Consider the following 19,962-nt stretch of genomic DNA (forward strand, 5'->3'; position numbering starts at 1 on the left):
CTCCTCAGATCACGCGTCGTTTCCCACGTTTTCTTCAACACACCGGACCATTGTCATCACGGAAGGGGAAATTGATGCGCTTTCGCTCGCCGCCTATGGATATCCGGCAGTCTCTGTACCCTTTGGCGGGGGAAAGGGCGGGAAACACAATTGGATTGAAAATGAATTTGATCATTTAGAAGCTTTTGAAACCATTTTTTTAGCCACCGATATGGACCAGCCCGGAGAAGAAGCCGCCCATGAAATTGCCAGCAGGCTTGGACGCCACCGTTGCTACCGTGTCCGCTTACCCCGCAAAGATGCCAATGATTGTTTAACCGCAGGCATTGATGCTGCCACCATAAAAGCGGCTTTTTCTTCAGCAAAAAGCTTTGCACCAGAAGGCTTACGGCGCGCCTCAGACTATAAAGATCAAGTGATTGGGCTTTTTTGGCCAGAGCCTGAAAAACATCTTGGCTATACGGTTCCTTATCCGAAACTGAAGGACAAATTGCATTTTCGCCCCGCAGAATTAACGCTTTGGAGCGGTGCCAGTGGAGCAGGCAAAAGCCAATTGTTGTCCGACTGTATTCCCCATTGGATTGCACAAAACAGCCGTCTTTGCTTAGCATCTCTAGAGATGAAAGGAGAACAATCCCTCCGGCGTTTAACCAAACAAACGGGCGGCTTAGAAAAACCTACAAAAGAGACCATTGAACGTATTTTGCATTTTTTAGACAATGGGCTTATTCTTTATGAACATGTTGGCAAATCAAGTGTCGACACCTTGCTTGATGTCTTTGACTATTGCCGCGCGCGCTATGGTTGCGATCAATTTATTATCGACAGTCTGATGCGCCTTGGCATTGCCTCTGATGATTATGGGGGACAAGAACAAGCGGTTTATAAAATGGTGGATTGGGCTGTTTTAAACAGTGTGCATATTCATCTTGTCGCCCATGCCCGCAAAGGGGGTCTCGATAAAGATATCCCCGGAACAGAAGATATCAAAGGTGCCTCAGAAATTGGTGCCAATGCTTTTAACATCATCACCATTTGGCGCAATCGATCCTTAGAAGACAAAATCTTCGCCGCCTCGCTCGCCCAAGAAAAAGCAGATTTAGCCAAACGCCCCGGTGTCATTATGAATATTGCCAAACAACGCTCTGGTGATTTTGAAGGCAAAGTCGGTCTTTGGTTTGATCCCCAAACCTACCGCTATCGCTGTTCTTTTGAACAACCACCCCCACGGCGTTATCTTTAACGCCCCTACACCACCCCTTTCTTTAAAAAACGTCCCACCATCACACGCGCAGACTTCGCTCCCTGACAAGTCAAAATAAAGAAACATGTACTTATAATGATCAAGACATCCTCATTCGAGAACCAAAGCCAACTCAAACCCAAATGCTCTGCTCCCCAACGAGTAAAATTAAAGACAGTTCCCAAAATGCAACAAAACAGCAGAAAATTCAAAACACGCAACGCCCTCTGCAACAGAGTATCGCTCTGTTCGCGTATAAAGACCCCCAAAAGCCCCTTCAACAAGACAGTAAAAACCAGCACCTTCAAGAACATTCCCCTAACACTATCCATATCCCTGACACCCACAGCAAAAAGCATAAGGAAAACAGCCATCATGCAACAAAATAGGCTCGCCTTCACGAACCCTTGCCAGAAAACCGGCAGCCTCGTGACACCCCAATGCCCCAAACCAAGGACAGCACCAAAAAGAAAAGAAAACACCGCCTCTTTCAACAACAGCTCCTGGCTCCAAGCCAAACGCCCCGCACCCACAGAAATAAAACCAAGATAGACGCTCACCAAGCCATAAAAGACCACCCATCGCCCCCAAAACCGCCATCTTGTAACCCCACGACGCGCAGCCAGCTTATCAAGAAAAACCAAAGCAACAGCAAAAAGGCCAAAAAACACCACCAACAGCAAAAACCACAAACCCTGCGACATTTATATCTCCCCACAAATAATAAAATGAAAGAAAACGCCCAATTAAAAACAACGCCCAATTAATTAAAAACAACACCCCAATTAATAAAAAAAACACCTAAGTGTCACCCCAAACGCTTTGCCCTTAGATCAATAAGAGCAAAGACAAGAGCAAAGACAAGACCAAAGATCATGCCCCACAGAACATAAAACACCCAGGGGATTGAGAACCAAAGCCAGCTCAAACCCAGATGCTCCGCCATCCCATAACCCCACTGAGAGGCAAGACCCACAAAGAAGCAAAAGACACTATTTCTAAAGAAAGCCTTTTTTGTAAGCCCTAAACGCTTCATAGCGATACGCGCACTGATATAAATAGAAGCCACGGCAAGACTCATCATGCCTAAAAACATCAACAACGGCAAAATGACCCCATCAAGCGACATCACTTAAAGCTCCCCCATTAAATCACGCAAGGAAAACGTTCATGGTGCAACAAAACATCCCTCTTTTCAAGAACAAAAAAACACCCAATCCCCCCACAAATCCCCACGCGCACACTCTCCGCATACGCACCCTGCAACACGGGGCTTCCACACATCTTCTCCCCCACATCAGCCCACATCTCCTTCTACACCCGAACCGCAGCATGGAATTCATATAATCCACACACACACCAATACATACCTTCCTCCATACCCCTTCATGATAGCCCAAGCAACATTTCAATTTTTTAAAAAACAAACCTACGTTTATGTGGAATATCCACCCCAAAACACGATCCTCTAAAAAAATGCCTTCCTCATCACACGCGCAGACTTCGCTCCCTGACAAGTCAAAATAAAGAAACATGTACTTATAATGGTCAATACATCCCGATTCGAGAACCAAAGCCAACTCAAACCCAGATGCTTCGCTCCCAAAGAAACAAAGAAAAAGATAAGTCCCCAAATGCAAATAAACAGCAGAAAATTCAAAACACGCAACGCCCTCTGCAACAGAGTATCGCTCTGTTTGCGTAGAAAGAACTCCAAGAGCCCCTTCAACAAGACAGTAAAAACCAGCACCTTCAAGAACATTCCCCTGACACTATCCATATCCCTGACACCCACAGCAAAAAGCATAAGGAAAACAGCCATCAGACAACAAAATAGGCTCGCCTTCACGAACCCTTGCCCAGCAACCGGCAGCCTCGTGACACCCCAATGCCCCAAACCAAGGACAGCACCAAAAAGAAAAGAAAACACCGCCCCTTTCAACAACAGCTCCTGGCTCCAAGCCAAACGCCCCGCACCCACAGAAATAAAACCAAGATAGACGCTCACCAAGCCATAAAAGACCACCCATCGCCCCCAAAACCGCCATCTTGTAACCCCACGACGCGCAGCCACCTTATCAAGAAAAACCAAGGCAACAGCAAAAAGGCCAAAAAACACCACCAACAGTACAAGCCAAAAACCCTGCGACATTTATATCTCCCCACAACAATAAAATGAAAGAAAACGCCTACGATGTAAGCAAAAACCCCATCCTTTTTAAGAACCAATCTAACATCACACCAACACACAGCGTTGCCTCATGAAAAAAAGTGCTCATAAAATGAACAAGAAATACAAAAATGCAAATCGAACCCCACTCATTTAAAACCCAATGCCAAGGCACATCAAGATGCTTCACCCCCACATATGCCAAACCAAGGATAAAGCCCAACAAGCAAATCAAGGCAAAGCTTTTCAAAAACAAAAAAACACGCGCGATCACTGAAGCTTTGCCTCCTCATCAACACAATCCTCTTCATCCGTAAATCCAAGGATATTTTCACCAAGACAACAAACACCAGCCCCCATAAAAACACCTACCCCAGCAAAAAGATTCCCCCCCCTGAAATATCAAAACGCAGAATATCAAAATGCTTTGCTCCAAGACTAAGCAAACAGAAGGACAAGTGCCACAATGGAAGCAAAATATCAATCCTTTTCAAAGCATGAAATCCTAAACCCAAAACGCCTTGCCCCTTTATAAACAAGCCCAAGGAAAAGACCAAGGATAATGCCCAAAAGGACACTAAACACCCATTTATTTGAGAACCAGAGCCATGCCAAACCAAAATGCTCAGCTTGCTTATAAATAAAATCAGAAAGAGCCGCCAAAATGATGCTAAACAACACCATCTTGAAGAACAAACCCTTTGTTACACCCCGCCGCTGCATGACTTCATAACCAACCATAAGGACAATGCCGGGAATGCCATAAAACGCCAAAGCGCGTAAAAAGACGCCCCACGTCATCCCAAGCGCCTTCATTTCCATATAAACAGCCACAGAGACAAAGACCACAATGCCGCTCAACACTAATCCCCTCAGAGACAAAACCCCGCGCACCATTACTTTCCTCCCGCATCAAGTTACTCAAGAAACACATCACTCAAGAAAAATATACACACGACAACAAAAGACAATGCAACAAAATACCTCTTCTTTTCAAGAACCAAATCCATGGTTTTCCCCCCCCCACAGCACAACAATCCTAGCCACACTCCAAGACCACACCCCCTCTCTCCACCCCCAAGCCCCCACCTTCTGTCTAATCCTCTCTTTTATGAACATGCCCTGCGCCACTTGCCCTTACACGCCTCAACGCACACCCTCAGCAGCCCACGCCACCACCCACGCGCTCCAACCCGCACCCGCAAATAACCTAAGCGCCCATACACGCCCACACATGCCAACCCATGCCCCCTCTCTTCACGCCCCCTTCCTCCTCCACGCCTCCCCTCTCACGCCCCCTCTTCATTAAAAACCAAGCAACATTTTTTTTAAACGAAAATCAAACGATAATTTATTCAAGGAGATGATATGACCCATCAAGAGAAAAAAAATACCCCCCTTCTTAAGCCTTACGAGAACGCCCCCCAAGAGAAAGAAAAGCATAGGGGTCATTTAAAGACGCAAGAAATCCCCCTTGAAACCAGCAACCCTTATTTTCAGCCCACGCATCCAGAAAGTTCCAGCAACCCGCGCACCATCAAAGCCCTTGTCAATGCACAAAGCAATCCCATTGCGCTTTTATATGCGAAGGGACATCTGAGTAAGGCACAATATAAAGCCGCAGAACGTTTTTATTTTTACTGGCGACACAGTCAGGCAGACCTCCACATGAGCCTTGACACCACCCGTGAAAAAGTTTCCTGTAGCCAAAGCTATACCCACCCCATTGAACGGCAAATAGAAGCCTCCAATCATTTAAAAACAATCAAAGTACAACTTGGTATTCTTGGCTATTCACTGCTTGAACGGGTTATCGGTTATGGCCAAGCGATCAAAGAATTAAGTCCTTCAAAACGCAAACAAAACTCCCTTGCCGATCATTTACGCGATTGTTTAGACTTACTTGCCTTTCATTGGGGATATGCAAACCATAAACATTCTGAATAATCCCTCCCCCCATTCAGGGTAGCAGCCGACGTTGCCCCACTCTCAAGGGAGGATTCCCCACACACACGCCAACACGCCAAACAGTTCCCTCCTGGCACTCCCATCCCACCCCATTGGAAAGAACACCAGACTGCTTAAAGGACGCAAAACGGCGCACAAAATCCTTGCAATCAAGGGAGAATGCCCCACACACACACGCGCCAACACGCCAAACAGTTCCCTCCTGGCACTCCCATCCCCCCCATTGGAAAGGACACCAGACTGCTTAAAGGACGCAAAGCGGCGCACAAAATCCTTGCAATCAAGGGAGGATTCCCACACACGCGCCAACACGCCAAACAGTTCTCTCCTGGCACTCCCATCCCACCCCATTGGAAAGAACACCAGACTGCTTAAAGGACGCAAAGCGGCGCACAAAATCCTTGCAATCAAGGGAGAATGCCCCCCACACACGCGCCAACACGCCAAACAGTTCCCTCCTGGCACTCCCATCCCACCCCATTGGAAAGGACACCAGACTGCTTAAAGAACGCAAAACGGCGCACAAAACCCTTGCAATCAAGGAGAATGCCCCACACACGCGCCAACACGCCAAACAGTTCTCTCCTGGCACTCCCATCCCACCCCATTGGAAAGAACACCAGACTGCTTAAAGGACGCAAAGCGGCGCACAAAACCCTTGCAATCAAGGAGAATGCCCCACACACGCGCCAACACGCCAAACAGTTCCCTCCTGGCACTCCCATCCCCCCCATTGGAAAGGACACCAGACTGCTTAAAGGACGCAAAGCGGCGCACAAAACCCTTGCAATCAAGGGAGAATGCCCCACACACGCGCCAACACGCCAAACAGTTCCCTCCTGGCACTCCCATCCCCCCCCATTGGAAAGAACACCAGACTGCTTAAAGGACGCAAAGCGGCGCACAAAACCCTTGCAATCAAGGAGAATGCCCCACACACGCGCCAACACGCCAAACAGTTCCCTCCTGGCACTCCCATCCCCCCCATTGGAAAGGACACCAGACTGCTTAAAGAACGCAAAGCAGCGCACAAAACCCTTGCAATCAAAATGCAGGCTCTTAAAAAAACAAAGCCCCTTCCCTCCCCGCCGATCTATAACCACGAGGCGCTCTATTTGTTCGGTTGGTTATTGAAGAATAAATAGAGTTACAGGCGTCATAATATCTTTAAATACTTACATGGCATTGAATTTCAGCATAAAAATTCAATAAATAAGAAGTATTCATGATGTTTTAAGAAACGAATAACAAAGTTTTCCTTTTAAAGGAGTATTTTTATCTTGCTCTATTTTCAATTCTCTGCTATTTATAGAGAAGTAAGTCTTCTAAGTGTGGATTTTTATAGAGTGCATTTTTAAAATTCATTCTTTTCTGATATTTTTTACTACCTAATGTTGGAAATCCTCCTTATTATTGCCTTCTGTTTATAACAGAGGGCTTTTTTATGACTGTATTGTCTTAAATCGTATTAACTTTGTTATCTTCTTCCATGAGGTCTCCCTGCAAAATAGATCATTCTTTTGTCAAATTGACTGAACATTCCCTCCCCCAAAAGACGCGCGTTCTTCATGCAATCGGACCTCTGTGAACCATCTTCATTTTTATCCCTCTTGTCTTCCCACACACTTTTGACCACGCACTTCTGCTTTCCCATGTAGAGGATTTATCTAAGACTTAAAGCGCGATAAACGCGCCTAAAAATATTCACCACACCATTAAAAACCTTCCCCCCTAAAAAACAGTTCCCCTAAAAAATACTTCAACCTATCACACAGGGTGCTTTATATCCCCCCTGACAGGACAAGAGATTTACGGCATACACTGTTTTACGACATAACAGAATCACTGATATTTTTTCTTTATTGAAAGGCTTGTATCATGGCAATGAGTAATAGATTCGTTTTCTGTTCTTCATTTTAAGAATCTTAGCAGAAAAGAGCCAACGCTCTTAGGCTTCTCTTCTTTCGACGGCTTTTCTTCTTTCAATGCTATTTTATATTAATTTATATTAAAATTCATCAAACCATCCCGTTACAAACAGTAGAGCCCCAGGAGATTTCATGGAGAATAAACACTTCAAAGATGAAGATTCATAATGCCTTTTACGCTACACTCTCAAACTCGAAAGACCATCATCCCCCACAGACCATCATCCCCCACAGACCATCATCCCCCACAGACTATCATCCCCCACAGACTATCATCCCCCACAGACTATCATCCCCCACAGACTATCATCCCCCACAGACTATCATCCCCCACAGACTATCATCCCCCACAGACTATCATCCCATTGAGCACTGGAAAGATATATAATGCGTACCGCCTTTCTCTTTTATGTATGAAGCATAAAGATGGGGAGCGCAATAAATTTTATATCATTTGGGACTTATCCCCCTTCACCAACGCCGTCGCGAAATGAGAACGACAGCTATCGAGAAATATTAAAACAAGCCCGTGAATAGGGAGCACAAATATATTCCGTTTGGAGCGTTCCGTTTTTACATGAGAGGCAGCCCCCATGAAAGCTCTCCTCCCTTAAAAAAACAAAAGCGTAAGTCGCAAAATGTGAAAAAAGAATCATCGCCATTCTTTAAAAGATATTTCAACCTTCAAGCCAAATAAAATAATAAAGAACAAAGATGGAGAAAAGCGCAGAGCACTTCATATTCTTCCCAAAAGTGTTTTCTTCCTGCTGAGATAAACCCAAAATAGCTACACCATCCCTCTCCCCTCATTGAGTCCCGCTCCAAGAATACAAAAGTTGATACAGTTTATTCTATTCTATGATAAAGCAGCATTCTTTAAGGGCGGTATTCATAAAACCGTTGAAATAATTACAATATTAAACCACTGCCATTGGTACAAGCAAAAACCAAACTGTAGGAAAATGCCTCATGAATCTTGCATGACTTAAGAAAATCAAAAAAAAAACAAAAAAAAAGCACAAAAATATCTTAATTATCATAGAGATCTCAATATTCATTACAATGACATGATCAGTGAGTCTCACCCTATAACCCTCTCAAATATAGGAGACGAAATTATCTATAATAAATGTAAAAACCGATAGAGATGAAATAGAAAACAGCTCTCCTGGGCTTTCTCTATTTTTTTGAGATATGCCTTCCCCTATGGATGCACTCAAGCCCTCAAAGAGTGCATCCATCCCCCATAGGATACATGCCTAACCCTCATGGCACGTATCCAATCTCTAGAGGATGCACTCTAGCCCTCAAAGAGTGCACCCTTCCCCTCAAGGGATACAGCCTCACCCTCATGAGGCACGTATCCAATCTCTAGAGGATGCACTCTAGCCTTGCATAAAGAGTGCACCCTTCCCCTCAAGGGATACATGCCTCACCCTCATGAGGCACGTATCCAATCTCTAGAGGATGCACTCTAGCCTTGCATAAAGAGTGCACCCTTCCCCTCAAGGGATACATGCCTAACCCTCATGGCACGTACCCAATCTCTAGAGGGTGCACTCTAGCCTTGCATAAAGAGTGCACCCTTCCCCTCAAGGGATACAGCCTCACCCTCATGAGGCACGTACCCAATCTCTAGAGGATGCACTCTAGCCCTCAAAGAGTGCACCCTTCCCCTCAAGGGATACAGCCTCACCCTCATGAGGCACGTATCCAATCTCTAGAGGATGCACTCTAGCCTTGCATAAAGAGTGCACCCTTCCCCTCAAGGGATACATGCCTAACCCTCATGAGGCACGTACCCAATCTCTAGAGGATGCACTCTAGCCTTGCATAAAGAGTGCACCCTTCCCCTCAAGGGATACATGCCTAACCCTCATGGCACGTATCCAATCTCTAGAGGATGCACTCTAGCCTTCAAAAGAGTGCACCCTTCCCCTCAAGGGATACAGCCTCACCCTCATGAGGCACGTATCCAATCTCTAGAGGATGCACTCTAGCCCTCAAAGAGTGCACCCTTCCCCTCAAGGGATACATGCCTAACCCTCATGGCACGTACCCAATCTCTAGAGGGTGCACTCTAGCCTTGCATAAAGAGTGCACCCTTCCCCTCAAGGGATACAGCCTCACCCTCATGAGGCACGTACCCAATCTCTAGAGGATGCACTCTAGCCCTCAAAGAGTGCACCCTTCCCCTCAAGGGATACAGCCTCACCCTCATGAGGCACGTATCCAATCTCTAGAGGATGCACTCTAGCCCTCAAAGAGTGCACCCTTCCCCTCAAGGGATACATGCCTAACCCTCATGGCACGTACCCAATCTCTAGAGGATGCGCTCTAGCCCTCAAAGAGTGCACCCTTCCCCTCAAGGGATACATGCCTAACCCTCATGGCACGTACCCAATCTCTAGAGGGTGCACTCTAGCCCTCAAAGAGTGCACCCTTCCCCTCAAGGGATACATGCCTAACCCTCATGGCACGTACCCAATCTCTAGAGGGTGCACTCTAGCCTTGCATAAAGAGTGCACCCTTCCCCTCAAGGGATACATGCCTAACCCTCATGGCACGTACCCAATCTCTAGAGGGTGCACTCTAGCCTTGCATAAAGAGTGCACCCTTCCCCTCAAGGGATACAGCCTCACCCTCATGAGGCACGTACCCAATCTCTAGAGGATGCACTCTAGCCTTGCATAAAGAGTGCACCCTTCCCTTCATGGAATACATCTACCCTTATGGGATGTATCCAATCTCACAGAAGATGCACTCAGGCGTAAAAAGAGTGCATCCTTCCCTTCAAGGGTTTAACTCAACTTTTATCGTATCTCATTTTAATGAACCCTCATTTTTACAAATCTTTACTCAATGGCACAAAAAGAATTTTTTCAGCAGTTCTTTTGTCACCTATCTTACGGGATTCCACTTCCGGAAGGGCTTTTAAGCTTTTTTAAAAGATCCAAAAAATAGAATCAAAAAGAATTAATTTAGGCAAATAAGAGAAAATTTTGTCAAAATGTAGACAAAGTTTATTCTTTTTTATGACTGTTGTATTTTTACTATAGGCATTTAAAGTGAATTTATATATGATCCGTATCGATATTTATTTATAGAAATAAATATAGGAGAAAACTATGAATATCAGATATTTTTTCATAGCGGGGGCAATCACAAGTGGTTTAGCTCTTGCAATTCAAAAGTCTGATCGTATAGTCAATAAAAAGCCCTCTCCTATTGTTGCTCCTTATACTGGTGAAAAAACACATTTACAGTTTTTTAAACCCGTAGGGAGTCCATCGGATACATTGAGTATACTTAGAATAAATAGCAGACAAGAATCAATAAACGATATACATGAAAAAGGAAAGAGTTTATTGAATGCAATATTTAGTTTTTTAGGATCGATTATTGTATATTTCATGCAAATAATTTCTGCTAGAATATAAGATATAAACAGCCCTTAAAATAAAATTATATACATTTTGTATATATTAAAAATGAAGTAAAAAGGCCCTTTTAAAATATGGCCTTTGTTTATCGATATTTATTTATAGAAATAAATATAGGAGAAAAAACGATGAATATCAGATATTTTTTCATAGCGGGGGCAATCACAAGTGGTTTAGCTCTTGCAATTCAAAAGTCTGATCATATAGTCAATCAAAAGCCCTCTCCTATTGTTGCTCCTTATACTGTAGAAAAAACACATTTACAGTTTTTTAAACCTGTAGGGAGCCCATCGGATACATTGAGTATACTGAGAATAAACGGTAGAACTGCATCAGAACAAGCATCAATAAATGATATATATGAAAAAAGTAGAAATTTATTAAACGCCTTTGCTAGCTTTTTAGGCTCACTTGTTATATATTTAATACAGCTCATTGCTGCTAGAATATAGGATAAAAAAAGTTCTTATAATAAAATGATATACATTTTGTATATATTATAAAATTTAAATAAAAAGGCCCTTTTAGAATGGGGCCTTTGTTTTAGTTTTATTTTTATTGGTCCAATATTACTTCCCTAAAAAACAACAGTTTTTACTTTCCCGCATTTCAAAAGACAAAAGTCCTAGCCTCCACGCTCTAACTCCATACTGCTTTCATTAATGAGGGGCCACAACCTCACTGTTTTTCCAGTCAATTCCGCTATTTTCAAGAAAACTCCCTTGGCACCTTACACCATAGTCTTCACGTCCAAGCCTCGCTGAACAAAACACCTAAACATACAAAAATAGCCTAAAATTTTCGGATCAACATCCCCATGCCTCAAAGGACTTGCCTTTTGTCATAGGCGCCCTCTCCTGGCACTCTCCCGTCGCACTCTCCCGGCACTCTCTCTCCTGGCACTCTCCTGGCGCGCTCTCCCGGCACTCTCCCGTCGCGCTCTCCTAGCACTCTTTCCCGTCGCACTCTCCCGTCGCACTCTCCCGTCGCGCTCTCCCGGCACTCTCTCTCCCGTCGCGCTCTCCCGGCACTCTCTCTCCTGGCACTCTCCTGGCGCGCTCTCCCGGCACTCTCTCCCGTCGCGCTCTCCCGGCACTCTCCTGGCGCACTCTCCCGGCACTCTCTCTCCTGGCACTCTCTCCCGTCGCGCTCTCCTAGCACTCTCTCCCGTCGCGCTCTCCCGGCACTCTCCCGTCGCACTCTCCCGGCACTCTCCTGGCGCGCTCTCCCGGCACTCTCCTGGCGCACTCTCCCGGCACTCTTTCCCGTCGCACTCTCCCGGCACTCTCTCTCCTGGCACTCTCCTGGCGCACTCTCCTGGCACTCTCCTGGCGCGCTCTCCCGGCACTCTCCTGGGGCACTCTCCTAGCACTCTCCACCGTAAGGGACGAAATTTCTCAACTTGTGTCAAACCGTAAAAAATCTAGTTTTTCTTGAATCGTTTTCGCCTCTTGCACGCTTCAACCCCCACGCCGGAAACAACAGTGTTTTCATAAGCTCTATGAGAAAATCTTGCCCTCAAATATTCATCACACACTTTTACAAAAAACACCAAAATGTGTAAAAGATCACCCCACTGAAAACCATAGCATTTTACGCAGTCAATCATGATGTATTCTACTTTTATTCAGCAGAATATTTTCTTATCTCTAGCGTGCTTTTTTTCATATAATGAAAGCATAAAGCGCGTCTTCTAAAAAAGAATAGACTTAAAAAAAACAATAAAAGGACAAATTTTCCATCATTCATTCGCTCCTATTTTTAAGAATCAAATTATTTGCAGATTATTTTTTTAAAACATGCTGTACTTCTTGATTCTTTCGAGCCCTTTTATTTTGCTTTGGTATCAAAGCATCTCAATGGTGGCACTTCCCCCTTTCAACAAGAATGCTTTTCTTCAAATCATAAGCATTTCTCCACCAAAAGCGTAGAACACTAATCAATTTTTATATATCCATAAATGCAGGTTCGCCATCTTTGATAGTGGTAATATCCGGAGAATATTTTACGCCCCCTTTTTCAAAGACACATGGTTTATCACTCACAGCGTATCCTTGTTCCCTTAATTCTTGTTTTTTCTCCTCGACTAAATTTTTATGCAAAGTGCGTTTTTTATTGCACAAATTAGGGTCTCTCACTCTAAAAATCTGATAGCCCTCCACGTCTATAGAGAACATCAGAGCAACCTGTTCCAGCAGACCGTAACTGAATTTTCCAGCCTTTTTCACCTCTTGAGCCATTACCATCGCGCGTTCCAGATGAACTTTTTCAATGGTTTCATCAAAGCCAAGCGTCTCGCCTGCCGTAAAACGTTCGTCATAAGAACCTAAAGTCTCCACATCCCCCAGCAAGACAAGAGCACCAAGATGCAGCAAAGCATAAGGAGCCAACTCTGCTTCAGCCGTTGACCATGTTAAAGAGTCTTTTTTCCAAGGTGGAATACGATATTGAGAGCAAAGTATTTCATGCAAACAATCATCTTCCATTGTCCATTTTAAAGTTTTATCAAGGGCTTTTTTAAAACGTGCAACGCTTACTTTTTCTTCAAAAATTTGCAATCCATTGGGCACAAAATTGATAAATACCGTTGGCAAAACCCCAGAATTATGAGGATTAATGGTCTGACAAGCAGCCGCAAAAATACCACTCATAATGAGAAGCCCGCGATCAAAGGGTGAAAAGTCTTCCACTTGTTCTTCGTTATAGAGAAACTGCACTTCGCGATCAGGTAAAAAGAGCGTTGCCAAATAATCTCCTTTTCCCTCAATGTCCACGGACCACCCCAAGCTTTTTAAAAGCGCTGTTGCACTTTCTATCGTGAGAATTTCATGATCATCATAATCGCCAAAGGGTTCCTTTTCCTTTAGTTTCAAACGCCTCTCCTGCAGCACGCCTTCATCTTTCCAAAACTGCTGAAGCGCGAGATCATTTTCTTTAAGCACTTCTTCCAACGCGCCTTTCACTTGGACATTCATTTTCATCCGTTTAAAGACAGAGCGATAAAGAGCCAAAACAAGCATGATAATAATTATGAAAATAGCAATAATCACCCAGAATGCGGGATCTAAGACATGTACGACGATAGGATCAATGTTCATTTTTTCCCCTCATTATTTACAAAGCCCGTGCGACAGAGAACTTATTTGCTCTTGCTCAGAGAGCGCTTGGTCTAGTTTTTGAATATTTTCCTGCAATTCACACGTCACTTTGGCACGAAGCCATAACATCACCGGAATCAATAAAAGGGCACAACCGATTATGACAAGCGTTGTTTTCAGGATAACGGCATGCACAACATATTGCCATCCTGTCAGCTGCCAATTTAAGACCTCTGGTATTTCTAGCATCATTCTCCAGATGACAATGATAACCGCAATAGCGAAGATAATTTTATAATCCTTTGCTGAAAGCAACGCTTGCTGAAACGAAAAAGAATGCGCTCTTTTATGCGCTTCTTGCTCTGATACCCAATTTTGCTCCTGCATTTATTCCCTCTCACTCTTTAAAAAAGCCCACACAGCAGAGAGCTTATTTGCTCTCGCACAAAGATTGTTTTTTCTCGTTTCTGGATCTTTTTTTCAATTTACGCATGATGATGCATACAAAACCGCAATATCACCGGAATCAAGAAAAGGGACCAGACCGTTATGGCCATTTATAAAAATCATAAGTAGTAATAATATTCGCGGTGCCTTACCCGCTTTGACTACCCTCCCCACTCAAAAAGTCAAATATTTTCAAACCGCACCAATCTGTAAACAATCGTTACAATTTAGCTTTTTCTTCTTCCCCCAAAAATCCCCTTTTTTTCAAGAAAACTCCCTTGGCATCCACCACGCCATAAGGTTCACTTCCAAGGCGCAACAAACAGCCCTGCCTATCAAATAAAACACCCTATATGCAAAGTTTTACACCCCTATCACCCGCTGTCCCAAAATCACTCTTTGACCTTCCTCCCCACTCAAACGATGAAGGAAATCCCAATTTCTCACTCTAGGCTTTAGAACCTCACACCCTATCAGCCCGCATTGCCTTTAATCCCCATACCGCTTTTAATCACCGCATTGCCTTTAATCAAGGGCGGTCGACAATTCAAGCTTTTTCTTCTTCCCCCAAAAATCCCCTTTTTTTCAAGAAAACTCCCTTGGCATCCACCACGCCATAAGGTTCACTTCCAAGGCGCAACAAACAGCCCTGCCTATCAAATAAAACACCCTATACGCAAAGTTTTACACCCCTATCACCCGCTGTCCCAAAACCACTCTTTGACCTTCCTCCCCACTCAAACGATGAAGGAAATCCCAATTTCTCACTCTAGGCTTTAGAACCTCATACCTCTCAGCCCGCATTGCCTTTAATCCCCACACCGCTTTTAATCACCGCATTGCCTTTAAACAATGACCGTCAACAATTCAAGCTTTTTCTTCCCCAAAAGTCCACCCTCAACGCTGCTCCTTAGAACAAGGTTTTAGGACAAAACCATAACGAACATCAAAACATCTTAAGAGGCAAAATGTGATAGAGAGCAATAACCATCAATCTCGAATTTCTCATCATTTCTTCAACCATTTTTTGCCCGCTCATGATTCCTCAAACGCTATCTCCTGTTCTTTCACACGCTTTTCAGTTGTTGTTTTAAACAGTAATATTTTCTCACCTGCTTAAAGACACCATAATAAAGTTCCAAAATCGTTATGGGAAAACACGCAATCCAAAGTGTCACGAGCAGAAGTACGAAACCAAATACCATGACAAGAATATCATCTATTTTTATCCTATCACCCTTTTTATACCGATGCTTTTGGTGACGGGTTATTTCCCCCCGTTGCCGGTGTATTTCTTTCAATTTTCGAGTATTTTTTTCAACAAACGCCACAATATTATGCAAACAATCAACATAATTGGAATCAAGGCAACAACACACACGACACTCACTTCCCAAAGTAGGCAGAAAGAGTGAAAAAGGGGTGTATCCTGCCACCCTGTCAATTTTTCTTGTTCCAAAGCTGGAAAAAAGAAAATCCTGTTCCCCAGCTCAATGATGAGTGAGAGGAAACAAAGAACAACACATTCTCGCACAGAAAAAAACTCTTGCTCAAAAAAATCGTGCAGTCCGTTAAAATTTTGAAATTTTCCCCTTCATTTGCTCTTCCCTTTTTAGACAAACATATTTCTTTTCTCACGCCCGTTCTTCTAAGCACGACGAAAAGTGCGATATATGCCATTCCCTTGTTTTGTGGTAAATTCCCCAGATTAAAAAAACGCTCTTGCTCTCCAAATGCTAAGAGCCTCCTCCTTATCACCAACGACAATGGGCTTCTTTCCCCTCAGACTTCTTGCCCCTTTTTGCCTGATGCTTCTTCTCCCCCCTCTTCTTGTGTCACGAGAATGCGTAAACCTTGCCTCTTCTCCCTCACGATCACTGCGCAAGCGCTCTGTTAGGCTCTTCTTTCACGCGTTTCAATTCCTTTTTCAGGCGACAATACATTCTCACGCGCTTGAAGACAAAATAATAAAACTCCAGAATAAGCATGATAATCCCCGCCGTAAAAAACATTTCAAACAAAACGATAAAGCAAAGGAATACGATAAAAACACGGTTTATTTTTTCTCTATCGTTTTTTGAGGGATTATTTTGTCGCCCCCCCATTAAGACCCGTTCTCGAAGAACCTCATCCAACTTCTGAATCTTTTTTTTCAACAAACGCGTTAAGATGAAATAAAACACCAAGAGAACGGGCATCAAAGCAAACACACACACCATGATGACTTCACGCAGCACAAAGAGTGCCAAAAGCGTGCTATCTTGGTCGACAGTCAATTTCCATTTAAATTCTAAGGGCATCAAAAGAGCGCTATGACCTATCCCAATCAGGATAGAAATAAGGCAAATGATGCTGTGCTCTTTATAAGAAAGAAAGGTCTCTTCAAGAACAAAAGAACGCAGCCTTTGCCCCCCCATTGAATTTTCTCCCTTCATTTGCTCTTCCTTGTTTACGCAATGAGTTATTCTTTTTCTTTCTTGACACAAATAATCTCTAAAGTAAAATCCGTAGTTATCTAATAGATAGAAGTCATTAAATAGAATGCTTCACAAGATACGTGCATTGCAAAGTGCTTGTGATGCATATTTTGGTTGCCAATCCTTAAATGCCTTCAATTCACGTTCTTGTTAAAAAAACCATCTTCTCAACACTCCCACACCACAGCCCTCCACAGCCATTTCATGACGATACCCCCCTAAGCACGCCATGGGTCCTCATGAAGGGTATAACGATAAGACTCTGCTCAATATATCCCCTCTATAAAAAACCATTACCCCCATCGCTTTAAAAGGATTATCCAGCGCCATCATAACACCTCCACCTAACCCCGCCCCCCACAAACAACCACCTCGCCTCCACGGACAACAACACCCTGCTCCACGAACAGCCACCCCATTGGCGGCTGCAACAGCCTATTCTTGCTGCTGCCATAACAACCTTTTTGAGAATGTTCATAAAAGGCATTTTTATTCTTTTCTCAGTCATTTCTCCCTACCCCAATTTCATGACATGCAAGAAAGTGATTTATGCAATCTAAAAAATTCAATCTAAAAAAATTTGTGATGAGAAAATTTTAATGCACTCTCATGCAACACGAACAACAACACCCTGCTCCACGGACAACACCCCGCCGCCACGGACAACCACCCCAGCCGCCACAAACAGCCACCCCAGCCGCCACAAACAACCACCTCGCCTCCACAACAACACCCTGCTCCACGAACAGCCACCCCGCCACCACGGACAGCTACCCCCACCGCCACAAACAGCCACCTCGCCTCCACGGACAGCTACCCCCACCGCCACAAACAACAACCCCAGTCCCCACAGACAACCACCCTGCTCCACGAACAGCCACCTCGCCCCCACAAACACCACCTCGCCTCCACGGACAACAACACCCTGCTACACGAACAGCCACCCCATTGGCGGCTGCAACAGCCTATTCTTGCTGCTGCCATAACAACTTTTTTGAGAATGTTCATAAAAGGCATTTTTATTCTTTTCTCAGTCATTTCTCCCTACCCCAATTTCATGACATGCAAGAAAGTGATTTATGCAATCTAAAAAATTCAATCTAAAAAAATTTGTGATGAGAAAATTTTAATGCACTCTCATGCAACGAAGAGCCAATGATCATAAACATTCACAATAGAGCTCTTTCATTTTCATTGGGGATCTTGCAAGCCAATAGACGCACCCTCTGAAACAACAGCTCTTTTTGTGATAAAGTGTTTTAGCATGAATGAAAGCGCTAACGTTTTCTTTCAAGTTTGAGGTGTTGTTTTTTCAAAAATACTGTTAAAGTCGCTTCATTCGATCACCATGCGATACAAACACAATGGCTCTTTATAAACAGCAGAGTGATATGCATCATTTTTTTCCAATCCGCCATAAGCCTTGCATAAAACTTATCATGAAAAAGGGGGAAAGCTTTTGAATAGAGCAATTATTTTGGGGTCTGTGCGTCAATTTTCATGAATATTAGCCAATTATTTAGCGGATTGCCTCGTGAAGCGGGGTGCATCCCTTTATTGGGTTGATTTGCGGAGCCCCCTTGCCGATAACAAATCCCGATCATCATCAAGATAAGACTCATTTCCAAGCGCTACGGTCCGCTAGTTTGTAAAAACCATCGCAGCGGCTCGAGGGTATTCTTCTCACAAATCCCCTTTATCAAGGCTCATATTGAAGTGTTTTAAAAAATTCTCTTGATAATTTAGCCTATAATGCCTTTTTAAATAACCTTGTTGGACTTATCTCTCATAGGAGAACCACCCCAAAATGTACACAACCGTGTGAGCATCTCTTGCTGCGCGTGCGCACGCTTTACGGGTATGCCCTCCAATGTCAAATCGCCTCTTCCAACGAGGATTTTGCCTCATATGACGAAGGTTATACTTGGCAAGTTATAAGGAAAGAGATACAAACAGGTTGTGAATGACTTTCTGATGAAAAGTGCACATTTTTAAAACAACGCGCTTCAAGCAAAGAGGGAGGGGACATGAAAAAAAAGAATCCGCACTATCGTTATCTCATTGTAGGCGGCACAGGAATGCTTGCTCCTTTGTGTCAATCGCTAGAGCCAAAAGAAGTTATTATTGCAGCCCGCTTTCTTTCGCATAAAGTCCAATTTGAAGCATTACAAAAACAGCATATGTGCATACCGTTGGATTATGATTGTGCAACATCACGAACACAATTTTTAGAAGCCGTAAGCCAATGGCGTGATCTAAAATATTGCATATTATGGCTTCATTCGCCCGCCCATGCATTTTCTTGCGCGTTAATTGAGCAGTTGGCTCTTTTGCCTCATCCACCGTGTATTCTTCATATATTTGGTTCCAACATTCATGATCAAATGATTATTGAGTGCGCGCGCAAAAACAAGATTGATTTCATCCCCATTCACTTAGGACAACAAACAACATCAAAAGGTTTACGCTGGCTAACCCATAAGGAGATAAGCCAGCAGATCTTGGACACCATAAAACACCACATGAAAAAACAAAATGTATAATTTCAATCCCTACTTTTTTTGACAAAGCACGCCCGTTTGGTTTTAAAGTTCTGCATTTTTACGATTTTACTCATTTACAGAAAAAAGCAAATTTCCAATAACCATCCCCATTAAAATCGATGACTTTACATCAGCCTTTCCGCCCAATTCCTCCACCATTCCAACCTTTCCCCCCTGTACTATTCCAATCTTTATGCCCCCATTTGCGCCCTCCTTACCCCATCCTCCCCCCCATGACCCTCACGCACTTAACAAACCACACATCCCTGCCTTTACAGTTCCACGCTTTTACGATTTTACTCATTCACAGAAAAGAGCAGAGAACTGATAACCATTCCAAACCTATTGCCAAAACCTATTATTGCCATCCGCTCTCTTCAAACAGATGCCAGAATAACTTGCGATAAGAAAAACAGTATTCCCCTCAAAACCATGAAACAAAGGTATGATCTAAAATGATGTCCCCCTCATAACGAGCACGATACAAGCTTTTTAAGCGCTGCCTCTCATGACCACGTGATTTCATTGTAAAATTCAAACGTTTAATAAAAAAGCAAACAGCACCGCACATGTCCCCCATCTTCCTTATCTTTTCAGCACCCTTCACCCCCGCCTCAAATCTCATGCTCTACACACGACTTTCTC

20 protein-coding genes and 1 pseudogene are annotated in these 19,962 nt (G+C 43.8%); 5 read left to right on the forward strand and 16 right to left on the reverse strand.

Features of this window, described 5'->3' with window-relative positions; genetic code table 11:
• Positions 1–4: 4 nt before the first annotated feature.
• Positions 5–1,309, forward strand: a pseudogene (locus BTR_RS09630) (bifunctional DNA primase/helicase); the annotation flags it as partial.
• Here BTR_RS09630 and BTR_RS09635 read toward each other — a convergent pair.
• From BTR_RS09635 to BTR_RS13700, 6 genes are all read right to left on the reverse strand, one after another.
• Positions 1,249–1,947 (reverse strand): hypothetical protein, encoded by a 699-nt coding sequence (locus tag BTR_RS09635; protein WP_038474077.1) that lies wholly within the window; start codon positions 1,945–1,947, stop codon positions 1,249–1,251. The pseudogene BTR_RS09630 and the gene BTR_RS09635 sit on opposite strands and share 61 nt — an antisense overlap.
• Positions 1,948–2,051: 104 nt before the next feature.
• A complete protein-coding gene (locus tag BTR_RS09640) occupies positions 2,052–2,372 on the reverse strand; it encodes a hypothetical protein (protein WP_038474079.1) in 321 nt (106 codons plus the stop codon).
• 17 nt (positions 2,373–2,389) lie between these two features.
• The gene (locus BTR_RS12995; protein WP_158305310.1) at positions 2,390–2,539 is read right to left on the reverse strand and encodes a hypothetical protein; all 150 of its coding nucleotides are present in this window, start codon (positions 2,537–2,539) and stop codon (positions 2,390–2,392) included.
• 172 nt (positions 2,540–2,711) lie between these two features.
• Positions 2,712–3,395 (reverse strand): hypothetical protein, encoded by a 684-nt coding sequence (locus BTR_RS09645; protein ID WP_038474081.1) that lies wholly within the window; start codon positions 3,393–3,395, stop codon positions 2,712–2,714.
• 498 nt (positions 3,396–3,893) lie between these two features.
• Complete coding sequence (locus BTR_RS09655; protein ID WP_244393530.1) at positions 3,894–4,277, reverse strand: hypothetical protein; 384 nt, start codon at positions 4,275–4,277, stop codon at positions 3,894–3,896.
• Between the two features lie 129 nt (positions 4,278–4,406).
• Positions 4,407–4,532: a hypothetical protein gene (locus BTR_RS13700; protein ID WP_280109585.1), complete on the reverse strand. Its 126-nt coding sequence runs from the start codon at positions 4,530–4,532 to the stop codon at positions 4,407–4,409.
• A 249-nt stretch (positions 4,533–4,781) separates the two neighbouring features.
• Here BTR_RS13700 and BTR_RS09665 point away from each other — a divergent pair, with 249 nt between their 5' ends.
• Positions 4,782–5,360: a hypothetical protein gene (locus BTR_RS09665; RefSeq protein WP_012232325.1), complete on the forward strand. Its 579-nt coding sequence runs from the start codon at positions 4,782–4,784 to the stop codon at positions 5,358–5,360.
• Between the two features lie 42 nt (positions 5,361–5,402).
• On the opposite strand, the gene BTR_RS09670 is transcribed toward BTR_RS09665, so the two are convergent.
• Together BTR_RS09670 and BTR_RS09675 are read right to left on the reverse strand one after the other, a co-directional pair.
• Complete coding sequence (locus BTR_RS09670) at positions 5,403–5,828, reverse strand: hypothetical protein (protein WP_145972909.1); 426 nt, start codon at positions 5,826–5,828, stop codon at positions 5,403–5,405.
• On the reverse strand, positions 5,789–6,484 hold the full coding sequence (locus tag BTR_RS09675) for a hypothetical protein (RefSeq protein ID WP_038474095.1): 696 nt from the start codon (positions 6,482–6,484) through the stop codon (positions 5,789–5,791). Before BTR_RS09675 ends, BTR_RS09670 begins: the two co-directional genes overlap by 40 nt.
• A gap of 3,953 nt (positions 6,485–10,437) precedes the next feature.
• Here BTR_RS09675 and BTR_RS09680 point away from each other — a divergent pair.
• Both BTR_RS09680 and BTR_RS09685 read left to right on the forward strand, forming a co-directional pair.
• Positions 10,438–10,749, forward strand: a complete 312-nt coding sequence (locus BTR_RS09680; protein WP_012232326.1) for a hypothetical protein — start codon at positions 10,438–10,440, stop codon at positions 10,747–10,749.
• Positions 10,750–10,880: 131 nt separating this feature from the next.
• The gene (locus BTR_RS09685) at positions 10,881–11,204 is read left to right on the forward strand and encodes a hypothetical protein (RefSeq protein ID WP_012232327.1); all 324 of its coding nucleotides are present in this window, start codon (positions 10,881–10,883) and stop codon (positions 11,202–11,204) included.
• 1,494 nt (positions 11,205–12,698) lie between these two features.
• Here the strand turns inward: BTR_RS09685 and BTR_RS09695 are convergent.
• The 7 genes from BTR_RS09695 to BTR_RS12775 form a co-directional block, all read right to left on the reverse strand.
• Positions 12,699–13,850 carry a DUF6990 domain-containing protein gene (locus BTR_RS09695; RefSeq protein ID WP_012232328.1) on the reverse strand — a complete coding sequence of 384 codons (1,152 nt, stop codon included), beginning with the start codon at positions 13,848–13,850 and terminating at the stop codon, positions 12,699–12,701.
• A gap of 12 nt (positions 13,851–13,862) precedes the next feature.
• The gene (locus BTR_RS09700; RefSeq protein WP_038474101.1) at positions 13,863–14,237 is read right to left on the reverse strand and encodes a hypothetical protein; all 375 of its coding nucleotides are present in this window, start codon (positions 14,235–14,237) and stop codon (positions 13,863–13,865) included.
• Between the two features lie 1,500 nt (positions 14,238–15,737).
• On the reverse strand, positions 15,738–16,064 hold the full coding sequence (locus tag BTR_RS13000; RefSeq protein ID WP_158305311.1) for a hypothetical protein: 327 nt from the start codon (positions 16,062–16,064) through the stop codon (positions 15,738–15,740).
• Between the two features lie 107 nt (positions 16,065–16,171).
• Positions 16,172–16,732 carry a hypothetical protein gene (locus tag BTR_RS09715; RefSeq protein ID WP_038474107.1) on the reverse strand — a complete coding sequence of 187 codons (561 nt, stop codon included), beginning with the start codon at positions 16,730–16,732 and terminating at the stop codon, positions 16,172–16,174.
• Between the two features lie 358 nt (positions 16,733–17,090).
• On the reverse strand, positions 17,091–17,261 hold the full coding sequence (locus tag BTR_RS13005; protein ID WP_158305312.1) for a hypothetical protein: 171 nt from the start codon (positions 17,259–17,261) through the stop codon (positions 17,091–17,093).
• A 120-nt stretch (positions 17,262–17,381) separates the two neighbouring features.
• Complete coding sequence (locus BTR_RS12000; protein ID WP_145972910.1) at positions 17,382–17,603, reverse strand: hypothetical protein; 222 nt, start codon at positions 17,601–17,603, stop codon at positions 17,382–17,384.
• A complete protein-coding gene (locus BTR_RS12775) occupies positions 17,588–17,791 on the reverse strand; it encodes a hypothetical protein (protein ID WP_149030169.1) in 204 nt (67 codons plus the stop codon). The genes BTR_RS12000 and BTR_RS12775 overlap by 16 nt, the downstream gene beginning before the upstream one ends.
• 1,010 nt (positions 17,792–18,801) lie before the next feature.
• On the opposite strand from BTR_RS12775, the gene BTR_RS09730 reads away from it, so the two are divergent.
• Positions 18,802–19,317, forward strand: a complete 516-nt coding sequence (locus BTR_RS09730; protein ID WP_012232329.1) for a Rossmann-fold NAD(P)-binding domain-containing protein — start codon at positions 18,802–18,804, stop codon at positions 19,315–19,317.
• A 424-nt stretch (positions 19,318–19,741) separates the two neighbouring features.
• On the opposite strand, the gene BTR_RS13010 is transcribed toward BTR_RS09730, so the two are convergent.
• Positions 19,742–19,897 (reverse strand): hypothetical protein, encoded by a 156-nt coding sequence (locus BTR_RS13010; protein ID WP_158305313.1) that lies wholly within the window; start codon positions 19,895–19,897, stop codon positions 19,742–19,744.
• Positions 19,898–19,962 lie beyond the last annotated feature (65 nt).

Source organism: Bartonella tribocorum CIP 105476 (assembly GCF_000196435.1).
GTDB lineage: Bacteria > Pseudomonadota > Alphaproteobacteria > Rhizobiales > Rhizobiaceae > Bartonella > Bartonella tribocorum.

What these genes read in the sequence shown, in the direction of transcription:
- BTR_RS09635 (WP_038474077.1), bottom strand. Translation starts at nt 1,947, where the DNA reads ATGTCGCAGGGTTTGTGGTTTTTGCTGTTGGTGGTGTTTTTTGGCCTT.
- BTR_RS09640 (WP_038474079.1), bottom strand. Translation starts at nt 2,372, where the DNA reads ATGTCGCTTGATGGGGTCATTTTGCCGTTGTTGATGTTTTTAGGCATG.
- BTR_RS09645 (WP_038474081.1), bottom strand. Translation starts at nt 3,395, where the DNA reads ATGTCGCAGGGTTTTTGGCTTGTACTGTTGGTGGTGTTTTTTGGCCTT.
- BTR_RS13700 (WP_280109585.1), bottom strand. Translation starts at nt 4,532, where the DNA reads ATGTTCATAAAAGAGAGGATTAGACAGAAGGTGGGGGCTTGGGGGTGG.
- BTR_RS09665 (WP_012232325.1), top strand. Translation starts at nt 4,782, where the DNA reads ATGACCCATCAAGAGAAAAAAAATACCCCCCTTCTTAAGCCTTACGAG.
- BTR_RS09680 (WP_012232326.1), top strand. Translation starts at nt 10,438, where the DNA reads ATGAATATCAGATATTTTTTCATAGCGGGGGCAATCACAAGTGGTTTA.
- BTR_RS09685 (WP_012232327.1), top strand. Translation starts at nt 10,881, where the DNA reads ATGAATATCAGATATTTTTTCATAGCGGGGGCAATCACAAGTGGTTTA.
- BTR_RS09695 (WP_012232328.1), bottom strand. Translation starts at nt 13,850, where the DNA reads ATGAACATTGATCCTATCGTCGTACATGTCTTAGATCCCGCATTCTGG.
- BTR_RS09700 (WP_038474101.1), bottom strand. Translation starts at nt 14,237, where the DNA reads ATGCAGGAGCAAAATTGGGTATCAGAGCAAGAAGCGCATAAAAGAGCG.
- BTR_RS09715 (WP_038474107.1), bottom strand. Translation starts at nt 16,732, where the DNA reads ATGAAGGGAGAAAATTCAATGGGGGGGCAAAGGCTGCGTTCTTTTGTT.
- BTR_RS13005 (WP_158305312.1), bottom strand. Translation starts at nt 17,261, where the DNA reads ATGCCTTTTATGAACATTCTCAAAAAGGTTGTTATGGCAGCAGCAAGA.
- BTR_RS12775 (WP_149030169.1), bottom strand. Translation starts at nt 17,791, where the DNA reads ATGCCTTTTATGAACATTCTCAAAAAAGTTGTTATGGCAGCAGCAAGA.
- BTR_RS09730 (WP_012232329.1), top strand. Translation starts at nt 18,802, where the DNA reads ATGAAAAAAAAGAATCCGCACTATCGTTATCTCATTGTAGGCGGCACA.
- BTR_RS13010 (WP_158305313.1), bottom strand. Translation starts at nt 19,897, where the DNA reads ATGGGGGACATGTGCGGTGCTGTTTGCTTTTTTATTAAACGTTTGAAT.